Source organism: Serratia sp. OLAL2 (genome assembly GCF_002752475.1).
GTDB lineage: Bacteria > Pseudomonadota > Gammaproteobacteria > Enterobacterales > Enterobacteriaceae > Serratia > Serratia bockelmannii.
Genome location: NZ_MSTL01000007.1, coordinates 89,827 through 109,498 on the forward strand (window position 1 = coordinate 89,827; position 19,672 = coordinate 109,498).

The following is a 19,672-nucleotide window of genomic DNA, read 5'->3' on the forward strand; positions in this document are numbered from 1 at the left end:
CAGGAGGCAGAATGAAAACGCTGCTGATGGTAGACAGTTCGCTGGGGCAGGCCCGTGGCCACCTGGCGAAACGCATGCTGGAGGCCGCCGCGGCCAAAACTGGCCTGACGCTGGTCGAGTCACTGCAGGACGCCGAACTGGTGGTGGTGGCGGGGCAGGCTGCTCCTGCTGACGCCGGGCTGAACGGCAAATTGGTGTATGTGGGCGATGTCGAACAGGCGGTGCGGGAACCGGACGCTTTTCTGGCGCGTGCCAAGGCCGAAGCTGAAACCTATCAGGTGCCGCAGGCGGCGGCACCGGTGAAAGCCAATGGGCAAAAACGCATCGTGGCGATCACCGCTTGCCCAACCGGCGTGGCGCATACCTTTATGGCGGCCGAAGCCATTGAAAGTGAAGCCAAGAAACGCGGCTGGTGGGTGAAGGTGGAAACGCGCGGTTCCGTCGGCGCCGGCAACGCCATCACCCCGGAAGAAGTGGCGGCGGCGGATCTGGTGATCGTCGCGGCGGACATCGAAGTGGATCTGGACAAGTTTGCCGGTAAGCCGATGTATCGTACTTCCACCGGTCTGGCGCTGAAGAAAACCGCGCAGGAACTGGACAAGGCGCAGGCCGAGGCGGAGGTGTTCCAGCCGCAGCAGCGCGGTAGCGCGGCGCCGGCGGCGAAAAAGAAAGAGGGCAGCGGCCCGTATCGCCACCTGCTGACCGGCGTGTCCTACATGCTGCCGATGGTGGTGGCCGGCGGTCTGTGCATCGCGCTGTCGTTCGTGTTCGGCATCAAGGCGTTTGAAGTCAAAGGCACGTTGGCGGCGGCGCTGATGCAGATCGGCGGCGGCTCCGCCTTTGCGCTGATGGTGCCGGTGTTGGCCGGTTTCATCGCCTTCTCCATCGCGGATCGTCCGGGCCTGACGCCGGGCCTGATCGGCGGCATGTTGGCGGTGAGCACCGGCGCCGGGTTCCTCGGCGGCATCATCGCCGGCTTCCTGGCGGGTTATGTCGCCAAGGGGATCAGCAGCAAGCTGCGCCTGCCGCAAAGTATGGAAGCGCTGAAGCCCATCTTGATCATTCCGCTGGTCGCCAGCCTGATCACCGGCCTCATCATGATTTACGTGGTCGGCACGCCGGTGGCGAAAATCATGGAAGGTCTGACCCATTGGCTGCAATCGCTGGGCACCGCCAACGCCGTACTGCTGGGGGCAATCCTCGGCGGCATGATGTGTACCGACATGGGCGGCCCGGTGAACAAAGCGGCCTACGCGTTCGGCGTGGCGCTGCTCAGCTCTTCGGTGTATGCGCCGATGGCGGCGATCATGGCGGCGGGCATGGTGCCACCGCTGGCGATGGGTCTGGCGACGCTGCTGGCGCGCCGCAAGTTCCCGAAATCCGAACAGGAAGGCGGCAAGGCGGCGTTGGTGCTGGGGCTGTGCTTCATCACCGAAGGGGCGATTCCGTTCGCCGCCCGCGACCCGATGCGCGTGTTGCCGTGCTGCATCGCCGGCGGGGCGCTGACCGGCGCGCTGTCGATGGCCTTCGGCGCCAAACTGATGGCACCGCACGGCGGGCTGTTCGTGCTGCTGATCCCGGGCGCGATTTCGCCGGTGTTGCTGTACCTGGTGGCGATCGCCGCCGGTACGCTGCTGGCGGGCGTAGCTTATGCCCTGCTGAAACGTGCTGAAGTACCGGTTACCGCCGCGGCGTAAGCCTCGCGATACCGCAAAACGCGCAGCCCCGAGCTGCGCGTTTTTGTTTGTGCCTTAGGCAGTTAGCACGATTTACCCCTGGTCAGAAACCACAACGCTTTCTAAGCTGATAGCGCGACTTTGTTCCTGCGAACAAGCAATGACTCAAGGAGATTCATCCGTGGCTAAAAAAGTGGCGATCGTACTCACACCCGGTTTCGCCGATTGGGAATACGCGCTGATTGCCGGCGTTGGCGGCCCGTTTTATGGGCTGGAGGTGGCGTTTTTTGCGCCGCAGGCCGGAACGCTTCGCTCACAGGGCGGGCTGACGGTCGAGGTTGAAAAAAGCGTGGCCGAACTGGCGGATTGGCGCCCCGAGGTGCTGGTGGTGGTCGGCGGCACCCTGTGGGAAACCGAACGGGCGCCGGATATCCGCGCGTTGCTCAACGAGCAGTCTCAACGCGGCGCGACTCTGGCGGGCATTTGCGGCGGGACGTTGGCGTTGGCGCGGGCTGGCCTGTTGAACGGCAGGGCGCATACCTCCAACGCTGCCGAGTTCTTGACGGGCAATGTTGAGGGCTACAGCGGGCAGCGCCATTACGTTGCGAGCGCCGCCGCCGTCGTGGATGACCGTGTCATTACGGCACCAGGCTCGGCGCCGGTCAGCTTTACCACCGCGGTGTTTAGGGCGGCGGGCCTGGATGAAGAAACGCTGTGTCAGTTCGGCGCCATGCTGGCGGCAGAGCACACGGTGGGGGAAACCGCTCGCGCATAGGCGAGCGGCCAAGGGAGGGTTACTGCTGTGCTTTCAGCCAGGCGATCTCTTCCGCCCAGATATCCGGGTTTACCGTTTCCAGAATCAGCGGAATATTGTCGAAGCGCGGATCGCGCATGATGTAGCTGAACACCGTTTTGCCGATGTTGCCTTCCCCCAGGCTGTGGTGGCGGTCGACGCGGCTGTTGAACTCGCTCTTGGCGTCATTCAGGTGCATGCCGCGCAGGTAGTTGAAGCCGACGATGTCGCCCAACTGCTTGAAGGTGTGCTCGCAGTCTTCTTCGGTACGCAGATCGTACCCGGCGGCGAAGGCGTGGCAGGTGTCGATGCAAACGCCGACGCGGCTCTTATCTTCCACGCCGTCGATGATCGCCGCCAGATGTTCGAATTTGAAGCCCAGGTTGCTGCCCTGGCCGGCGGTGTTCTCGATCACGGCCGTCACGCCAGCGGTTTTATCCAGCGCGATATTGATCGATTCGGCGATGCGCGCCAGGCACTTGCCTTCATCGATTTGCAGCAGGTGGCTGCCGGGATGGAAGTTCAGCAGCGTCAGCCCCAGCTGTTCGCAGCGCTGCAGTTCGTCGATAAACGCCTCGCGCGATTTTTCCAACGCCTCGGCCACCGGGTGGCCCAGATTGATCAGGTAGCTGTCGTGCGGCAGGATCTGCCCCGGCCCGAAGCCGTACTGGGCACATGCGCTCTTGAACTTATCGATCACGTCGGCGGCCAGCGGTGCGGCCTTCCATTGACGCTGATTTTTGGTGAACAGGGCGAACGCGGTCGCCTCCAATTCGTGCGCGCGGATAACCGCCTGATCCACGCCGCCTGACGCGCTGACATGTGCACCGACAAACTTCATCTTCATTCTCCTGTGTTATCGGTGACATTATGGCATTGATGGCGGGCGGATTGAATGGCGAAAAGCGGCGGCCCGCCGAAGCGGACCGCCGAGGGGGATTACAGCAGGTGTTGCACCAGTTGGTTTATCGCGCCGCCGCCGACCAGCAGCCAGACGAACAGCAGCGTCGCCAGCAGAATCGGTTTCATCCCGGCCTGGCGCACGGCGCTGATGTGGGTGGTCAACCCCAGCGCCGCCATCGCCATCGCCAGCATCCAGGTATCGGCGGTGATCAGATGGCGCACCAGCGCGGCCGGCAGCAGGTTGAAGGAGTTCAGCCCGGCGACCGCGATAAACAGCACGGCGAACCACGGAATGGTGATGGCGGATTTTTCCGCCTTGCCTGCGCTGCCGCGGCTGATGTAGCCCGACAGCAGCAGCAGGAACGGCGCCAGCATCATCACGCGGATCATCTTGGCGATCACCGCCGCATTTTCGGCGTCCGGCCCGATGGCGTGCCCGGCGGCGACCACCTGAGCCACTTCGTGGATGGTGGAGCCGGCGTAAATGCCGAAGGTTTCCTGGCTGAACGGCAGCCACTGGAAGTGTTCATTCAACTGATACAGCCAGGGATAAACGAAAATAGCCAGGGTGCCGAATACCACCACGGTCGAGACCGCTACCGCCACTTTGCTGGAATCGGCCTTCAGCACCGGCTCGGTGGCCATCACCGCCGCCGCGCCGCAAATGCTGCTACCGGCGCCGATCAGTATCGCGGTCTGGCTGTCGATGCCGAACACTTTCTTGCCGAGCCAGCAGGCCAGCAGGAAAGTGGTGATCAGGGTCAGTGCGTCGATGATGATGCCGCTGGCGCCGACGTCGGCGATCTGCTGAAAGGTCAGCCGGAAGCCGTAAAGGATAATGCCCAGACGCAGCAGCCGCTGTTTGGCCAGCTGTACGCCGCTGTGACAAACGGTTTGCCAGCGGGGATACAGCGTGTTGCCCACCAGAATGCCGAGCAGGATCGCCAGCGTCAGCGCCCCCAGCCCCAGCTCCGCCACCCAGGGAATATCGCCGGCCCAGACGGCCAGCGCGGTGAGCGCGCCGGTCAGCGCCAGCCCCGGCACCAGCCGTGGCAGGCCAAACAGCGGAAAGCGTCGCTCGGGATAGGTGTGAGTGGTATCAGTCGCCATAAAAGTCAGTCCTTCAGTCTGTTTCTTGCTGCTAAGAGTACGTTTGGGCTGAATAAAAGAGAAATTGATTATATATTTATAACCTATCTGAATAAGTGGTATGGGATCAGGCATTGGCATAACGCCGCATTGCGGCTAGGGTGTGGAGGAGCGGCGAGCCGCCGTCAACTTTCCAACTCACAGGAGCAGGCGATGGATACCGACGATCAACGCAGAGAGCAGGTAGATCAGGAAGTGGGGCGCGCGGTGCGGCGGTTGATTGAAGAAAACAAGGCGATCGACCGCGATCACCTGGTGGCGATGCTGCAATTGATACTGCGGGACGAAGCCGGCACGCCGCGCGAGCCGGTGCTGGCCGCGGCGGCGCAGCTGGTCGCGTTGGGCAAATAGCGCGCCGATCTGGCCGCAAACAGGGTAGCCTGGCCGGGCTGCCCACATCACCATGTTGGGTTCTCTGGCAGAACCTTCTTTCAATACCGGGACGGCTATGCATATCACGTTGCGTCAACTGGAAGTTTTCACCGAAGTGCTGAAAAGCGGTTCGACCACTCAGGCCTCGGTGGTGCTGGCGCTGTCGCAATCGGCGGTCAGCGCGGCGCTGGCGGATCTGGAGGGGCAGCTGGGGGTGCAGCTGTTCGATCGCGTCGGCAAACGGCTGGTGATCAACGAGCACGGCCGGTTGCTGTATCCCAAGGCGCTGGCGCTGCTGGAGCAGGCGGGGGAGATCGAGCAGCTGTTTCGCCATGATGGCGGGGCGCTGCGCATCGCCGCCAGCAGCACCATCGGCAACTACATGCTGCCGGAGATGATCGCCCGTTACCGCCGGGACTTTCCGGCCACGCCGCTGGAGCTGAACGTCGGCAACAGCCAGGACGTGATCGTGGCGGTGGCGGATTTTCGCGTCGATCTGGGGCTGATCGAAGGGCCTTGCCATATGCCGGAGCTGGTGACGCAGCCGTGGCTGGAGGACGAGCTGGTGGTGTTTGCCGCGCCGGACAATCCCTTGACCCACCAACCGCCGACGCTGGAGGCGCTGGCCAATGCGCCTTGGATCCTGCGCGAGCGTGGTTCGGGCACCCGCGAGGTGCTGGATCATCTGCTGTTGGCGCACCTGCCGCACTTCCAGCTGGTGATGGAACTCGGCAACTCGGAGGCGATCAAGCACGCGGTGCGGCACGGTATCGGCATCAGCTGCCTGTCGCGGCGCGTGGTGGCAGAACAGCTGGCCAGCGGCGCACTGGTAGAACTGCCGGTGCCGCTGCCGCCGCTGCGGCGCACCCTGTACCTGATCCGCCATCGGCAAAAGCACATTTCCAACGCCTTGCAGCGTTTTCTCAGCTATTGCGCGCTGTAATCGACAGCGCGTCACGTCCTCTGCTGCTGCGCAGGCCGAAGAAAGCATAAAAACCTGCGCGCGCTCACATTAATGAGAGTAAGTAAGGCCATAAGGGCCGCGGCTAATAATTGCCTCTGAATTATGAAGCTATCTTATATCAGTGCAATGTTGCTAGTTCACCGGCGGGTATTTGTTACAATCCGCCCTCATTTTTTCAAAGAGCAGATAGGGTACGAATGGCTCAGCAGGATATAAAAACATCGGGGCAGCAAGCACCCGGATTGCGCCGCGAGCTGAAAGCCCGGCATTTGACCATGATCGCCATCGGCGGCTCCATCGGCACCGGCCTGTTTGTGGCCTCGGGGGCCACGGTTTCTCAGGCAGGCCCCGGCGGGGCGCTGCTGTCTTACGCTCTGATCGGTTTGATGGTGTACTTCCTGATGACCAGCTTGGGCGAACTGGCGGCCTTTATGCCGGTCTCCGGTTCATTCTCCACTTACGGCGCCAAATACGTGGAAGAAGGCTTCGGCTTCGCGCTGGGCTGGAACTACTGGTACAACTGGGCGGTGACCATCGCCGTTGACCTGGTGGCCTCGCAGTTGGTGATGAACTACTGGTTCCCGGACACCCCAGGTTGGATCTGGAGCGCCTTGTTCCTCGGTCTGATGTTCCTGCTGAACTACATTTCGGTGAAAGGGTTCGGCGAGGCGGAATACTGGTTCGCGTTAATCAAGGTCAGCACGGTGATTATCTTCATCGCCGTCGGTGTGCTGATGATCGTCGGCATTCTGAAGGGCGGCGAGCATGCCGGCTGGCAGAACTGGACGGTAGGAGACGCGCCGTTTGCCGGCGGCTTCTCGGCGATGATCGGCGTGGCCATGATCGTCGGCTTCTCGTTCCAGGGCACCGAGCTCATCGGTATCGCGGCCGGCGAATCGGAGAATCCGGGTAAAAACATCCCACGCGCAGTGCGTCAGGTGTTCTGGCGTATCCTGCTGTTCTATATCTTCGCCATTCTGATCATCAGCCTGATCATTCCGTACACCGATCCGAGCCTGCTGCGCAACGACGTGAAAGACATCAGCGTCAGCCCGTTCACCCTGGTGTTCCAGCACGCCGGGCTGTTGTCGGCGGCGGCGGTGATGAACGCGGTGATCCTGACGGCGGTGCTGTCGGCCGGTAACTCGGGCATGTACGCATCGACCCGCATGTTGTACACCCTGGCGTCGGAAGGCAAGGCGCCGCGGATTTTCGCCAAGCTGTCGAAAGGCGGCGTGCCGCGTAACGCGCTGTATGCGACCTGCGTGGTGGCTGGCCTGTGCTTCCTGACGTCAATGTTCGGCAACCAATCGGTTTACCTGTGGCTGCTCAATACCTCGGGCATGACCGGTTTCATCGCCTGGTTGGGCATCGCTATCAGCCACTACCGTTTCCGTCGCGGTTACATGCTGCAGGGGCGCGATCTGAACGATTTGCCGTACCGTTCCGGGTTCTTCCCACTGGGGCCGATCTTCGCCTTCGTGCTGTGCCTGATCATTACCCTGGGCCAGAACTACCAGGCCTTCCTGCAAGATAAGATCGACTGGTACGGCGTGACCGCGACCTACATCGGCATTCCACTGTTCCTGCTGATCTGGTTCGGTTACAAGCTGTCGCAAGGCACCCGTGTCGTGAAGTACAGCGAAATGGAATTCCCGAAGATGGACGTGAAGTAATTTTCGGTGAGTGATACGCGGCGGGGGTTCCCGCCGCGTTTGGCTTTACTTTTTCCCGCCTTTGGCTTCCGCCAGCGCCTGCTGCGCCGAACTCATCAAATCTTCCACCGTCGCATAATGCTGCGTCAGTGCCACAATGCCAGCGTTGAGCTGCATGTTCACCTCGCCGAACGCGCCAAAATCGTAAGGTGCCTCCAGCGGCGGCACGATGCGCGCCAGGAATTCGCTTTCCGCGCCGTAGGGCAGATCGTGCACCAGAATCAAAAACAGGCCGCCGGTATAGCGGCAGACGTAGTCGCTCGGGCGGATCAGCGTCTTGAGACGCTCGCCGACGGTGCGCAGTACGTCGTCGCCGATCTGGACGCCGTGGCTTTGGTAGAGCGCCGCCAGCGGACCGAACTCAAGAATGAACAGGTGGGAGATCGTCTGTGCCGCTGCGGGGCGGCAGATGCTACGCATCACCACCTCGCCGCCCGCGCGGTTGAGGAAGCCGGTCAGGCGATCGCGGTGCGACGCCTGCTGCTTCTCCCAGGCCAGCGTGACGTGCTGCACCAGTTGGCGGTGGTAGCGTGCGATCATGCCATGGGCCAGCACCAGCCACAGCGGCGCGAGGTCCGCCAGGACAAACAGATTTTGCACGCGCGACAGCGGTGCCGCCAGCAGGTAAGGCAGCGTCAGCGCGATCACCTCAAGCAGCGCGAAGCGTGGCGCGGCGGCGTGGCGCTGCATCAGCCAGCAGGCCAGAGCGGTGATGGTGAGGCCGGCGAAAAGTATTAAAACGAAGCGGCCCGACAGCATCGCCAGCGCGGCGCTGGCGCCGACCAGCAGCGTCCACAGCAACACCGTCACCAGCATGGCGTCCGGCCAGGCGGGTTGACGCCGGCGCGCCAGCCAGGCTCGCCCGGCGGTCAACAGCAGCAACAGCAGCAGCAGGCCGATACCGACCAGCGGTCGGTTCAGCCAGGCGTACCCCACCAACAGCGCGACCGGCCCTGCGGCATTCAGCCAGGGAGTGAGAGGAGAGGGCGTCAGCGTGAGACGCAGCTGGCGTTGAAACGGCTCGTCATCGGCCTGCAGCGGGCTGTATAACAGCCAGTTCAGCAGCGCCGGGCGTTTGGGCGTTGTCGCCGGAGATGGACTTCTCATTACAGCCTCGTCAATAAGGCCGCTCTTGCGGCGGCCTGAAGGTTTTTTGCACGCGCGGTGCTGTGGCTTTGGATTCTATGTGGTTTTGCCGTTATTTGTCAGAGTCTGGTCGGATCAGGGATCACTTTCAGAATAATGAACCTACTGGCCGCTGGCGGGGGTAAGCGTGGTGGTTTGAAAAATGGCGTGTAAAAACAAATTGTTACATTTCGATAACGCTGTTTTCACCGATTGATATGATTGATAAGTATTATCGTTTGCTTTATTGTGGACGGCTGCGCGCAGGCTGCTGCCGCACACTTTCCGGTTCACGGCGGACGCCTTCGCGCCGCTGTCATGATGGTTGTAACAGGTATCTTAACGAATGAGCGTATCCACCGATCCCATGACTGACGCCAAGGGGCAACCCAACGCCGGCGTGATGGGGCGTTATCAGCATATTCTTCGCCATCGCCTGATGATGATGGGCGTGTTGGCACTGGCGATCCTGGGCTCGCTGCTGCTGGATTTCACCATGGGGCCGTCCGGCCTGTCGCTGTCGTCCTTATGGCACACGCTGCTTGACCCCGCCGCGGCCGATGCCGGCACGCGGGTGATCGTCTGGGACATCCGATTGCCTTACGCGCTGATGGCGGTGGTGGTGGGCTTTGCGCTCGGCCTGGCCGGGGCGGAGATGCAGACCATCCTGAATAACCCGCTGGCCAGCCCCTTTACCCTCGGGGTCTCTTCCGCCGCGGCCTTTGGCGCCGCGCTGGCGATCGTGCTTGGCATCGGCATTCCGGGGATTCCCGACCAGTGGTTCATCTCCGCCAACGCCTTTATCTTCGCGCTGTTCGCTGCGCTGATGCTCGACGGCATCACGCGCTGGACGCGGGTCGCCACCTCCGGCGTGGTGCTGTTCGGCATCGCGCTGGTGTTTACCTTCAACGCGCTGGTCTCGATGATGCAATTCATCGCCAGCGAGGACACGCTGCAGGGGCTGGTGTTCTGGACCATGGGCAGCCTGGCGCGCGCCTCGTGGGACAAACTGGGCATTCTGTTCGGGGTGTTCGCCGTGCTGCTGCCGCTGTCGATGATGAGCTCGTGGAAACTGACCGCGCTGCGTCTGGGGGAAGACCGGGCGGTGAGCTTCGGTATCGACGTGCGTCGTCTGCGTTTGACCACGCTGCTGCGCATCAGCATGCTTTCGGCGCTGGCGGTGGCGTTCGTCGGGCCGATCGGCTTTATCGGCCTGGTGGCGCCGCACATCGCCCGCATGATCTTCGGCGAAGATCACCGTTTCTACCTGCCGGCCAGTGCGCTGATTGGCGCGCTGGTGTTGTCGATGGCCTCGGTGGCGTCGAAAAACCTGGTGCCCGGCGTGATCATTCCGGTGGGCATCGTCACGTCGCTGGTCGGGGTGCCGTTCTTCCTGAGCATTATTCTGCGCCACCGGGGGAACGTATGAGCCAGGGTTTACGGATAGAAAACTTCTCGGCGGGCTACCCGAAACGCCAGGTGATCGACAATCTCTCGGTGCCGATGCTGCCGCGCGGGCAAATCACCGTGCTGCTGGGGCCGAATGGCAGCGGCAAATCGACGCTGCTGCGCTCGCTGGCCGGGCTGAACCCGGCGCAGGGCAAGCTGTGGCTGGACGACGGCGATCTGATGCAGATGCCGTTCGCCCGTCGGGCGGAGAAAGTGGTGTACCTGCCGCAGTCGCTGCCTGCCGGGGTGCACCTGCATGTGCTGGAGTCGATCATCGTGGCGCAGCGCGCCTCGGGCGGCCGCAGCAACGCCGGCAGCGAAGCGGAAGTGATGGCTTTGCTGGAACAGCTGGGCATCGCCCATCTGGCGTTGAGTTATCTCGATCAGCTGTCCGGCGGCCAGAAACAGCTGGTGGGATTGGCGCAGTCGCTGATCCGTCAGCCGTCGCTGCTGCTGCTGGATGAGCCGCTGAGCGCGCTCGATCTCAACTACCAGTTCCACGTGATGGATTTGGTGCGCCGCGAAACCCGCAAGCGCAATATCGTGACGGTAGTGGTGGTGCATGACATCAACATCGCGCTGCGTCACGGCGACCACGTGCTGATGCTGCAGGATGGCGATCTGATCGCCGATGGCGCGCCGGATCAGGTGATTACGCCGCAGAGCCTGGCGCGGGTCTACGGCGTGCGCGGGCGCATCGAGCGTTGTTCGCAGGGCACGCCGCAGGTGCTGATAGACGGTCTGGTGAACCAGCCGACGATTTAATCCAAGAAAAAGCCCGGCATCGCCGGGCTTTTTTATCGCGCAGCGCGGTTCAGCGCCTCGCTTACGCGTTCGACGACGTGCTGGGCGGTGACGATGCCGCCGGACAGATACACCTCGGCTGCCGGCAGGTAGACCACCTGGCCTTTTTTCACCGCCGTGGTTTTCTTCAGCGCGGTGCCGGTGAGGATTTTCTGCGGTGCCACCGCGTTCGGCCGCCCGGTCGCGGCGTCTCTGTCGATGACGAACAGCCAGTCCGGATTCAGTTTGGCGACCTGCTCAGGCGTCAGCTTGTTGCCGCGCACGTCTTTTTCGTCGGACTGCAGCGCGGACGAGAAGCCGAGGGCGTCATAGACGAAGCTGAAACGGCTCTTGGGCGCGTAAGCGCTGATCTTGCCGCCGGAGAACAGCACCACCAGCCCTCGCCCGGCCTGGGTGGCCTGTGGTTTGACTGCGGCGATCTGCGCATCCAGCTTATCGATCGCCGCCTGCGCCTGTTGCTGCTTATCGAACAGCTCGCCCAGCTGCAGGGTGCGCTGTTTCAGGCTGCCCAACTGATCCTGCTGATCGACGGACATGTTCAACGTCGGTGCCAGCGCGTTCAGCTCGTCATAGGCTTTGGACGCCCGGCCGGCGATCAGGATCAGGTCCGGCTTGGCGGCGCGCAGCACGGCCATATCCGGTTCGAACAGGGTGCCGGCATTGAGGTATTTGTCATCCTGATAGCGCTTCAGGCTATCCGGCAAGTTCTTGCGGTTGCCGGGCAGCGCCAGCGGTTCGACGCCCAGCAGCTGCAGCGTTTCCAGAGACGCGTAATCCAGCACCACGATGCGCTGCGGGTGCTTCTTCACCTCGGTGCTGCCGTTCAGGTGCTGGACGTTGACGGTGGCCGGAGTAGCGGCTATCGGCGTATCGGTTTTGCTGTGGCAACCCGCCAGCGCCATCGCGGCCAGCAGGGCGATCATCAGGGGGGAGCGGCGTAATCTCATGGAGCTTCCTCACGGTGATGGAATGAAAAGGGCGCGCAGCGCGCGCCCAGGGGCATCAGAAGTTGTAGGTCATGCCGACGGTGTAACGGCGGCCGTCCAGCGTGGTGCGGTAGTGATCGTAATCCACGGTTTTGTCGAGGATGTTGTAAACCCCGCCGGTCAACTGCAGGTTTTTCGCCGCCTGATAGCTCAGGCCCGCATCGACAAAGGTGTAGGACGGCGTGCTGGTCTCCATCGACGTGCGGCTCAGGTAGTCTGAGGTGCGGCTGCGGAAGTTAACGCGCGACCACAGGCTGAGGTCCTGCGTGGCCTGCCAGTCCAGCACGGTGTTGAGCATATGCTTCGGCATCTGGTTGAGCGCCTTGCCCTGGAACTCGCCGCTCTTCTGCTCGGAAGCGGTGTAGGTGTAGTTGGTGTTCCATTTCCAGTCTTTGTTGATCTGCCAGCCGAAGGTGGCTTCTACGCCGCGCATATTGGCTTTGTCGACGTTGACGCGATCGCTGATAAAGTTATAGCTGGTATTGCCGGCAAGGCATTCCTTATCGCCTTGCTTGATATCGCAGGTGCGTACTTCGGTGATTTTATCTTTAAAATCAGTATTAAATACGGTTACACCCGCGTTGATACCCTCGAGGCTATCCCACATCAGCCCGATCTCTTCACTCAGGCTTTTTTCCGGCTTCAGATCCGGATTGCCGCGAATGATGCCGGTGCCTCTGCCGGTAATCTGGTTCCAGCCTGCGGAGGATTGGCGCAGATCCGGCGAACGGTAGCCGGCGGAAACGCCGCCTTTTAGCGTCCACTGTTCGGTCAAGTGCCAGACGCCGTACATGCGAGGTGTCCAGTGATTGCCATAGTTTTGGTCTTTATCGAAACGAATGCCGCTGGTCAGGCTGAAGTCATTGGTCATTGCCCATTCGTCTTCGGCGAACAATGCCCAGCTCCAGCGCGTCAGTTTGTCGATAGGTTTGACAGGCGGTTCGCTGTCATGCAGCTCTTCGTAGCGATATTGTCCGCCGACATTCAGCATATGATTGCCGAGTTCGATTTGGTTCTGGGTGTTGAAGATGGTGTTATTCATCTTCATTTGGCGCCCTGGATTTTTGGTTTCCTCGCGCTGGATGTAGCTGGTGGTATTACCGAAGTCATAATATCCGTTATGGGTTAACGCATAGTTGGTTCGTTCGTGTCGCTCAAGGTTATCACCTGTCATGGTGGGGCTGCGCGACTTGCCCAAATGGCTGTTACGATCCTGCAGCGAGCGGCCGATTTCGAAGTCGAATTCGTTCTTCTCGTCCGGCGTCAGGGTGAACACCGCGGTGCCGCTGCGCATGCGCTGTTCGTTATAACCGTTGGTGATTTTATCTTCGGCGCGGCGCGACAGCAGGCCGTTGACCCGCACGCCGAGCAGGCCTTCAATCAGCGGGCCGGAGGCGTAGGCGTTGGTCTGGAACAGATCGCCGGAATCGCGGTTTTCCTGAAGGGTGGCGTCGCCGTGCAGCGAGCCTTTCCACTCGGTGCGGGAAGTCTTGCGGGTGATGACGTTGATCACGCCGCCCATGGCGTCGGAACCGTACAGCGAAGACATCGGGCCGCGCACCACTTCGATGCGCTCGATGGCTTCCATCGGCGGCAGCCAGCCCTGTTCGATGCCGGCGTTGTCGCTGTTCGGACGGGTTCCGCGGGTGTCAACGCGCTTGCCGTCCACCAGGATCAGCGTGTACTTGGAGGACATGCCGCGGATGCTGATGTCGCTGCTGCTGGCGCCGCCGGTGACCACCACGCCAGGCACGTCTTTCAGCGCGTCGGTCACGTCGCGATAGGCCTTGTCTTCGATCTGCTGGCGCGGGATCACCGAGATGGACGCGGCGGAGTCCTGAATTTTTTGCTGGAAGCCGGAGGCGGTGACGACCATGGTGTCCTGGTTGTCGTCCTGCGGCGCGGCCAGTGCGGCGGTGGCGCTGAGTGAGGCAATCACCAGAGCGGCGAGCTTGCTGTAACGTGGCGTTTCCATGAGGTGAACCTTTCCTGGATTGAAGTGAAAGTAATTAACCAATTGAATTTCTATTGAAATTATTCATCGTTCGCTGAGAAATACTTCGCTTCGTCAGCGTTGCGTGAGGGTATTGTAAGGATTTTTTACTGAATGTAAACGATAATGATAATTCATATCATTTGTATGCTTGTTCTACTGACGGGAAAGGGTAACCGGATGAATTAAAGGGAAAAGCGGCGCAGCGGGCGTGCGCCGGGGAGGATCAGCGTTTCTGGATGTAGGTGATGGCCAGCGCCAGCGCCAGCACCAGGCCTTTGATAATATCCATGGCGTAGTAGGGCACCGACAGCATCACCAGGCCGTTTTGCAGCACGCCGAGGATCACTGCGCCGATCAGGGTGCCGAGCGCATTGGGTTTGCCGGAGCCCGCCAGCGAGAAACCGATATAGGCCGCCGCCACCGCGTCCATCAGATAGCCGCCGCCGGCATTGACCTGCGAAGAGCCGATACGTGACGCCAGCAAGATGCCGCCAAGCGCCGCCAGCCAGGAAGAAATGACGTAAGCGGCAACCCTGTAACGTACGGTGCGGATACCCGACAGACGCGCAGCCTCGGGGTTGCCGCCGATGGCGTACATCCGGCGGCCGTGCTTGGTCAACGAGAGGAACAGCTGTACCGCCACGGTGACCGCCAACATGATCAGCACGATCACCGGCACCTGGCCGAGGGCGGAAAACACCTCTGGGATCAGGCCTTCCGCCATGTCGCCATTCGGCAGCACCATGTTTTGGGTGATGGAGCCGCCGTAGCTGTAGGTCATCGCCACGCCCTGGATCACGAACAGGCTGGCCAGCGTCGCCAGCATGTCGGGGATTTTGAGCACCACGATCAGCAGGGCGTTGAACAGGCCGACCAGCGTGCACAGCAGCAGCGTCACCACGATGGCGCCGGTGGTGCCGAACCCGTGCCAGACGAACAGTGAAATCACCAGCGCGTTGGCCAGCGAGGCGGTCGAGCCGACCGACAGATCGAAACCGCCGACCGACAGCGAGATAGAGACGCCGATGGCGATCACCGTCACGATGGCGATCGAACGCAGGATATTGATGATGTTGTTGGCATCGAGAAAGTTGTCCGACGCCAGGCCAAACAGGGCGATCAGCGCCGCGACGGTCAGCAGCATGCCCCACTTGTAGAGGAAATCAAACAGCTGTTGGCGCCAGGGCAGCGCAGGCCGCAAGGCAAATTCTTTACTCACGCAGGGGTTCCTCCGGTGGAATAGAGCAATAAGGCTTCTTCGTCGATGTCGGCGGCATTCAACTCCGCCACGATGCGGCCGTCCCACAGCACGCAGATGCGATCGCACAGGCCAATCAGCTCGGCGAACTCGCCCGAGGCGTAAATCACGCCTTTGCCGGCGTGAGCCAGGCCGTCGATCAGGCTGAACAGCTCCTGCTTGGCCTTGATGTCCACGCCCTTGGTCGGCTCATCGAAGATCAGCACCTCGGCGTTGCCGCGCAGCCACTTGCCGATCGCCACTTTTTGCTGATTGCCGCCGGACAGGCGCGCCAGCCGCTGTTGCGGGCCGGAGGCGCGAATGTTCAGACGCTGCATGATCTCGCGCGCCCAGCGCAGCTCTTGCCGCCGGCTGAACAGGCTCCAGCGTGAGAAGCTGTCGTCGGCGCTGACGCTCAGGTTCATCGGGATCGCCTCATCGATGAAAATGCCCTCTTTGCGGCGCTCTTCCGGCACCAGCGCCAATCCTTGTTCGACCGACAGGTGCGGCGCGCGTGGCGCCCAGGGCTGCCCGCGCAGTTCGCCGCGCTCGAGCTGCACGGTGCTGGCGCCGAACAATGCCTTGCACAGTTCGGTTTTGCCCGCTCCGGCCAGCCCGGCGATGCCGAGGATCTCTCCTTCATGCAGCCGCAGCGAAACGTCGCGCAGCTTATGGCGATCGCGCAAGCCCTCCACCTGCAGCAGCTTACGCCCAGCGTGCGGCGGGCGCGGCGGCGGGAAAATGTCGTCCAGCCGATGGCCGAGCATTTTCTCGACGATCTGTTCGCCGCTCAGCCCGCGCATGGCGTCTTCGCTGACGCGCCGCCCGTCGCGCAGCACCGTCAGCCGATCGCAAATGTCGCTCAGTTCGTGGATGCGGTGAGAAATGAACACGATGCCGATGCCTTCGGATTGCAGGCGGCACACCACGTTGAACAGGCGCTTGCTCTCGGCGCGATCGAGCGGCGCGGTCGGTTCATCGAGCACCAAAAAACGGCAGCGGTGCGACAGCGCGCGCGCCAGCAGCACCTGCTGTTTTTCCGCCAGCGTGCAGTCCGCCAGGCGTCTGCGCGGGTTGAGCGGCAGCGCCCATTGCTGCAGCAGCTGCGCGGCGCGGCGGTGCAGCTCCGCCCAGTTCAGCCAGTGGCCCGGCTCGTTCAGCCAGTCCAGCATGATGTTCTCCGCCACCGACAGCGTGGGGATCAGCGCGACGTCGACCTCTTGCTGTACCACGTGGATGCCGTGGCGGCGCGCCTGCAGCGGGGAATGAATTTCCACTGCCCGGCCGTCGATCAGGATCTCGCCGCGGTAGTGATCGTGGGCGCCGGAGAGGATCGCCATCAGCGTCGACTTGCCCGCGCCGTTGGCGCCGACCAGCGCATGGATTGAACCGCCCTGCAGCGTGAAGTCCACGTCCTGCAGCGCGTTGAAGCCGGCGAAGGCGATCGAGATATTGCGCATCTCGAGGCGTGAAGGCGTTGCGGTTGACATAGGGTAGTAAGGCCGTTTAGATGTTTAGATGGCTGTTTTGCTCTGTTGTAACACAGATTGCGCCGTTGGCAACCAACAAAATGGCATAACGACGATGAAAAACGTCGAGAGGCAGGGGGCGCAACCCTGTCAGGCTGCGCCGGAGCGATAAGCGGTCAGAAGGTGGTGGGGGTATGTGCGCTGACGATGCGGCAGATGCGCGCCGAAGTATTGCTGAAGCTGTGTGGGATGCCGGTGTTGATGGCGTAACTCTGGCCGGCGGTCAGGCAGTAGCTCTGGCCGTTGATGGTCAGCACGATCTCGCCCTCCAGCAGGGTGCCTATCTCTTCGCCCTGGTGCTTGATCTTTTCACCGGTGGTGGTGCCGGGCTGGTAGGTTTCCAGCATCATCGCCAGGTTGCGCGTCGGGCTGCCGTTGTGCACCAGCTTCATCGACACCCCCTGGCTGCCGATCTCAATCAGATCTTCGGCGTCGATCACCACGCGCGGTTCGTCGGCGGCTTCCGGTTCGGCAAAGAATTCAGACAGCGACAGGCCATACACCTTCAGCAGCTTTTGCAGCGTGCTGATGGCCGGGCTGACCTTGTCCTGTTCGATGGTGCTGATCGCACTGTGGGTTAACCCGGACAGTTCGGCGACCCGGCGCTGTGACAAACCCAATTGCTGACGGATCTGCGACAGGCGTTTGCCCGGTGCCAAGCTGACTTCGCTCATAGCGGTACTTCCTTCTGGTAAGGGCGACAGGCAGAAATGAAGATCGCTATCGGGTGCCTGTCTGGTCGATAACGATACTGCATGATATCGGTAGTTAGGGTGGGTTTGGAAAATATATTGCCCATGTTCACTCTTGGTGCGTTGGACAAAATAGTTGACGTGAAAATGGCAGTAAGGCCTTTTCGGTCAATATTTTATCAATTTAGCAGCCGATGGCGAATAATCAAACAGGATTGTAACATTTGCAAACCCATTCTGTTAATACTATGTTTCATATTGTGGATGTTATTTTGAGCGCCCGGCAGCGGCGCGGCCTGACGAGAAATCCAATCATGTGTTGAATCGAACGGTGGACGGGCGCCAACGCGCCTTCATAGCATAATGGCGGGTGACGTATGCAAACCAATAGCGCAGCAGTTGAACATTTTGCACAGCATCATGAAGAGAGGCGAAGTAGCGCGTTCCAAAATGAGGTTGCTCATTATTTGGAACGCCATCCCGCCACGCAGTATGTCGATATCCTTCTCACCGATCTTAATGGTTCCTTCCGCGGCAAACGCATACCCGTCTCTGGGTTAAAAAAACTGGAAAAAGGCAGCTACTTCCCCGCGTCGGTGTTCGCCATGGACATCCTTGGCAACGTGGTGGAGGAGACCGGCCTTGGGCAGGAGCTCGGCGAACCGGACCGCATTTGCCTGCCGGTGCCCGGTTCGCTGACGCCGTCAGCCGCCGATCCGGAGCACATCGGCCAGGTGCTGCTCACCATGTTGGATGAAGATGGCACTCCCTTTGACGTTGAACCCCGCAATGTGCTGAACCGCGTGTGGCAGGCGCTGCGACAGCGCGGTTTGTTTCCGGTGGCAGCGGTAGAGCTGGAGTTTTATCTCATCGATAGGCTGCGCGACGCGGAAGGCGATCTGCAGCCGCCGTGTGCGCCCGGCACTCAGGAACGCAACACCCAAAGCCAGGTGTACTCCGTCGATAACCTGAACCATTTCGCCGAGGTGCTGAACGATATCGACGCGCTGGCGAAGCTGCAGGGGCTGCCGGCGGACGGCGCGGTGGCGGAGGCGTCGCCGGGGCAGTTCGAGGTCAACCTGCGTCATACCGACGACATCCTGCTGGCCTGCGACCACGCGCTGGCGCTGAAGCGGCTGGTGCGGCTGGTCGCCGAGAACCACGACATGCACGCCACCTTTATGGCCAAACCCTATGAGGATTACGCCGGCAGCGGCATGCACGTGCATGTCAGCATGCAGGATAGTGCGGGCAACAACCTGTTTGCCGACGCCGAAGGCGAGGATTCGCCGCTCTTGAAACAGGCATTGGCCGGGATGATCACCCTGATGCCGGCGTCGATGGCGCTGCTGGCGCCGAACGTCAACGCCTACCGGCGCTTCCAGCCGGGGATGTATGTGCCGATCCAGGCCGCCTGGGGCCACAACAACCGCACCGTGGCGCTGCGCATTCCCTGCGGCGAACCGGAGAACCACCGGGTGGAGTACCGCGTGGCCGGCGCCGATGCCAATCCTTATCTGGTGATGGCGGCGATCCTGGCCGGCATGCTGTACGGGCTGGACAACCTACTGCCGTTGCCTGAGCCGGTGACCGGCAACGGGCTGGAGCAGGAAGGGCTGCCGCTGCCGATCCGCCAGAGCGACGCGCTGTACGAGTTTGAACATCAGCACGCGCTGACGCACTATCTGGGCGAGCGTTTCACCCAGGTGTATCACGCCTGCAAGACCGACGAACTGCTGCAGTTTGAACGGCGGGTGACGGAAACCGAGATCGACTGGATGTTGAAAAATGCCTGAATGGGCGTATAAAGTAAGAGGTATGTGCGGGTGACTGGCCTGCCGGCAGCGGAATAATTCGCCTGCCGGGCTGGTTTTCCGTGCGATCGACAAAAAGAATTTGTATTTGAGGGTTTCCGGATCTTGTCATTCGGAGGCATTCTGGTGCAAAATATCTCAAATGCAGATAGCCGACGTTTTGAAAGCGTCGGTTATTTTTTTTGCATTATGTTTTACCAACGTAGCGTTTCATACACCAAGCGAGGCCGGACACCGATCCGGATAGATAAATAGTTTCGTGCACGATCAAACAAAACTTTATGGTCGTGACTCATGAGGATTAGAAAGATGGGGCAATTTTTCACTTTAGCGCCGGTGCCCGCCGGTTTCCGCTGTGGCCGCAGCGACTATGGAGCAGCCGAGGTTACCTCGACCCGTTATCCAGCTTACAACCCCCTTCTTTTAGAATTAAGTCGCTCGTTGCGAAGTTTCCCCGCAACCTTAAGT

16 protein-coding genes are annotated in these 19,672 nt (G+C 61.2%); 8 read left to right on the plus strand and 8 right to left on the minus strand.

Translation table 11 applies throughout. The features are described from left to right. Positions 1-11: 11 nt before the first annotated feature. Together fruA and BVU99_RS07395 are read left to right on the plus strand one after the other, a co-directional pair. Positions 12-1,697 carry a PTS fructose transporter subunit IIBC gene (gene fruA / locus BVU99_RS07390; RefSeq protein ID WP_043136414.1) on the plus strand — a complete coding sequence of 562 codons (1,686 nt, stop codon included), beginning with the start codon at positions 12-14 and terminating at the stop codon, positions 1,695-1,697. 160 nt (positions 1,698-1,857) lie between these two features. Further along, on the plus strand, positions 1,858-2,451 hold the full coding sequence (locus tag BVU99_RS07395) for a DJ-1/PfpI family protein (RefSeq protein ID WP_080287108.1): 594 nt from the start codon (positions 1,858-1,860) through the stop codon (positions 2,449-2,451). Between the two features lie 19 nt (positions 2,452-2,470). Here the strand turns inward: BVU99_RS07395 and nfo are convergent, their stop codons facing one another. Together nfo and BVU99_RS07405 are read right to left on the minus strand one after the other, a co-directional pair. Continuing rightward, the gene (nfo, locus tag BVU99_RS07400) at positions 2,471-3,310 is read right to left on the minus strand and encodes a deoxyribonuclease IV (RefSeq protein WP_043136405.1); all 840 of its coding nucleotides are present in this window, start codon (positions 3,308-3,310) and stop codon (positions 2,471-2,473) included. 98 nt (positions 3,311-3,408) lie between these two features. Then, positions 3,409-4,482, minus strand: coding sequence for a YeiH family protein (locus tag BVU99_RS07405; RefSeq protein WP_049294862.1), 1,074 nt, complete (start codon positions 4,480-4,482; stop codon positions 3,409-3,411). A 192-nt stretch (positions 4,483-4,674) separates the two neighbouring features. Between BVU99_RS07405 and BVU99_RS07410 the strand changes: the two genes are divergently transcribed. The 3 genes from BVU99_RS07410 (at position 4,675) to BVU99_RS07420 (ending at position 7,533) form a co-directional block, all read left to right on the plus strand. Continuing rightward, positions 4,675-4,872: a hypothetical protein gene (locus tag BVU99_RS07410; protein ID WP_043136401.1), complete on the plus strand. Its 198-nt coding sequence runs from the start codon at positions 4,675-4,677 to the stop codon at positions 4,870-4,872. A 97-nt stretch (positions 4,873-4,969) separates the two neighbouring features. Next, the gene (gene yieE / locus BVU99_RS07415) at positions 4,970-5,836 is read left to right on the plus strand and encodes a DNA-binding transcriptional regulator YeiE (RefSeq protein WP_025303536.1); all 867 of its coding nucleotides are present in this window, start codon (positions 4,970-4,972) and stop codon (positions 5,834-5,836) included. Positions 5,837-6,054: 218 nt separating this feature from the next. After that, positions 6,055-7,533 carry an amino acid permease gene (locus BVU99_RS07420; protein WP_025303535.1) on the plus strand — a complete coding sequence of 493 codons (1,479 nt, stop codon included), beginning with the start codon at positions 6,055-6,057 and terminating at the stop codon, positions 7,531-7,533. A 45-nt stretch (positions 7,534-7,578) separates the two neighbouring features. Here the strand turns inward: BVU99_RS07420 and BVU99_RS07425 are convergent, their stop codons facing one another. Further along, positions 7,579-8,679, minus strand: coding sequence for a GGDEF domain-containing protein (locus BVU99_RS07425; protein ID WP_049294860.1), 1,101 nt, complete (start codon positions 8,677-8,679; stop codon positions 7,579-7,581). A gap of 364 nt (positions 8,680-9,043) precedes the next feature. Between BVU99_RS07425 and BVU99_RS07430 the strand changes: the two genes are divergently transcribed. Both BVU99_RS07430 and BVU99_RS07435 read left to right on the plus strand, forming a co-directional pair. Further along, entirely contained in the window at positions 9,044-10,126 is a 1,083-nt protein-coding gene (locus BVU99_RS07430) for an iron ABC transporter permease (RefSeq protein WP_025303533.1), read from the plus strand. Beyond that, positions 10,123-10,911 carry an ABC transporter ATP-binding protein gene (locus BVU99_RS07435; RefSeq protein ID WP_004935663.1) on the plus strand — a complete coding sequence of 263 codons (789 nt, stop codon included), beginning with the start codon at positions 10,123-10,125 and terminating at the stop codon, positions 10,909-10,911. The genes BVU99_RS07430 and BVU99_RS07435 overlap by 4 nt, the downstream gene beginning before the upstream one ends. A gap of 32 nt (positions 10,912-10,943) precedes the next feature. Here the strand turns inward: BVU99_RS07435 and BVU99_RS07440 are convergent, their stop codons facing one another. The 5 genes from BVU99_RS07440 to puuR all read right to left on the minus strand — a co-directional run bounded on the left by BVU99_RS07440 (position 10,944) and on the right by puuR (position 17,372). Beyond that, complete coding sequence (locus BVU99_RS07440) at positions 10,944-11,897, minus strand: siderophore ABC transporter substrate-binding protein (protein ID WP_099817476.1); 954 nt, start codon at positions 11,895-11,897, stop codon at positions 10,944-10,946. A gap of 55 nt (positions 11,898-11,952) precedes the next feature. Then, on the minus strand, positions 11,953-13,911 hold the full coding sequence (locus BVU99_RS07445) for a ligand-gated channel protein (protein ID WP_099817477.1): 1,959 nt from the start codon (positions 13,909-13,911) through the stop codon (positions 11,953-11,955). Positions 13,912-14,155: 244 nt separating this feature from the next. Then, complete coding sequence (locus BVU99_RS07450; RefSeq protein ID WP_099817478.1) at positions 14,156-15,151, minus strand: ABC transporter permease; 996 nt, start codon at positions 15,149-15,151, stop codon at positions 14,156-14,158. Further along, positions 15,148-16,659 (minus strand): sugar ABC transporter ATP-binding protein, encoded by a 1,512-nt coding sequence (locus BVU99_RS07455; RefSeq protein WP_099817479.1) that lies wholly within the window; start codon positions 16,657-16,659, stop codon positions 15,148-15,150. The genes BVU99_RS07450 and BVU99_RS07455 overlap by 4 nt, the downstream gene beginning before the upstream one ends. 155 nt (positions 16,660-16,814) lie before the next feature. Beyond that, positions 16,815-17,372: an HTH-type transcriptional regulator PuuR gene (gene puuR, locus BVU99_RS07460; protein ID WP_025303528.1), complete on the minus strand. Its 558-nt coding sequence runs from the start codon at positions 17,370-17,372 to the stop codon at positions 16,815-16,817. A gap of 395 nt (positions 17,373-17,767) precedes the next feature. On the opposite strand from puuR, the gene BVU99_RS07465 reads away from it, so the two are divergent. After that, entirely contained in the window at positions 17,768-19,186 is a 1,419-nt protein-coding gene (locus BVU99_RS07465; protein WP_025303527.1) for a glutamine synthetase family protein, read from the plus strand. The last annotated feature ends 486 nt before the right edge of the window (positions 19,187-19,672 follow it).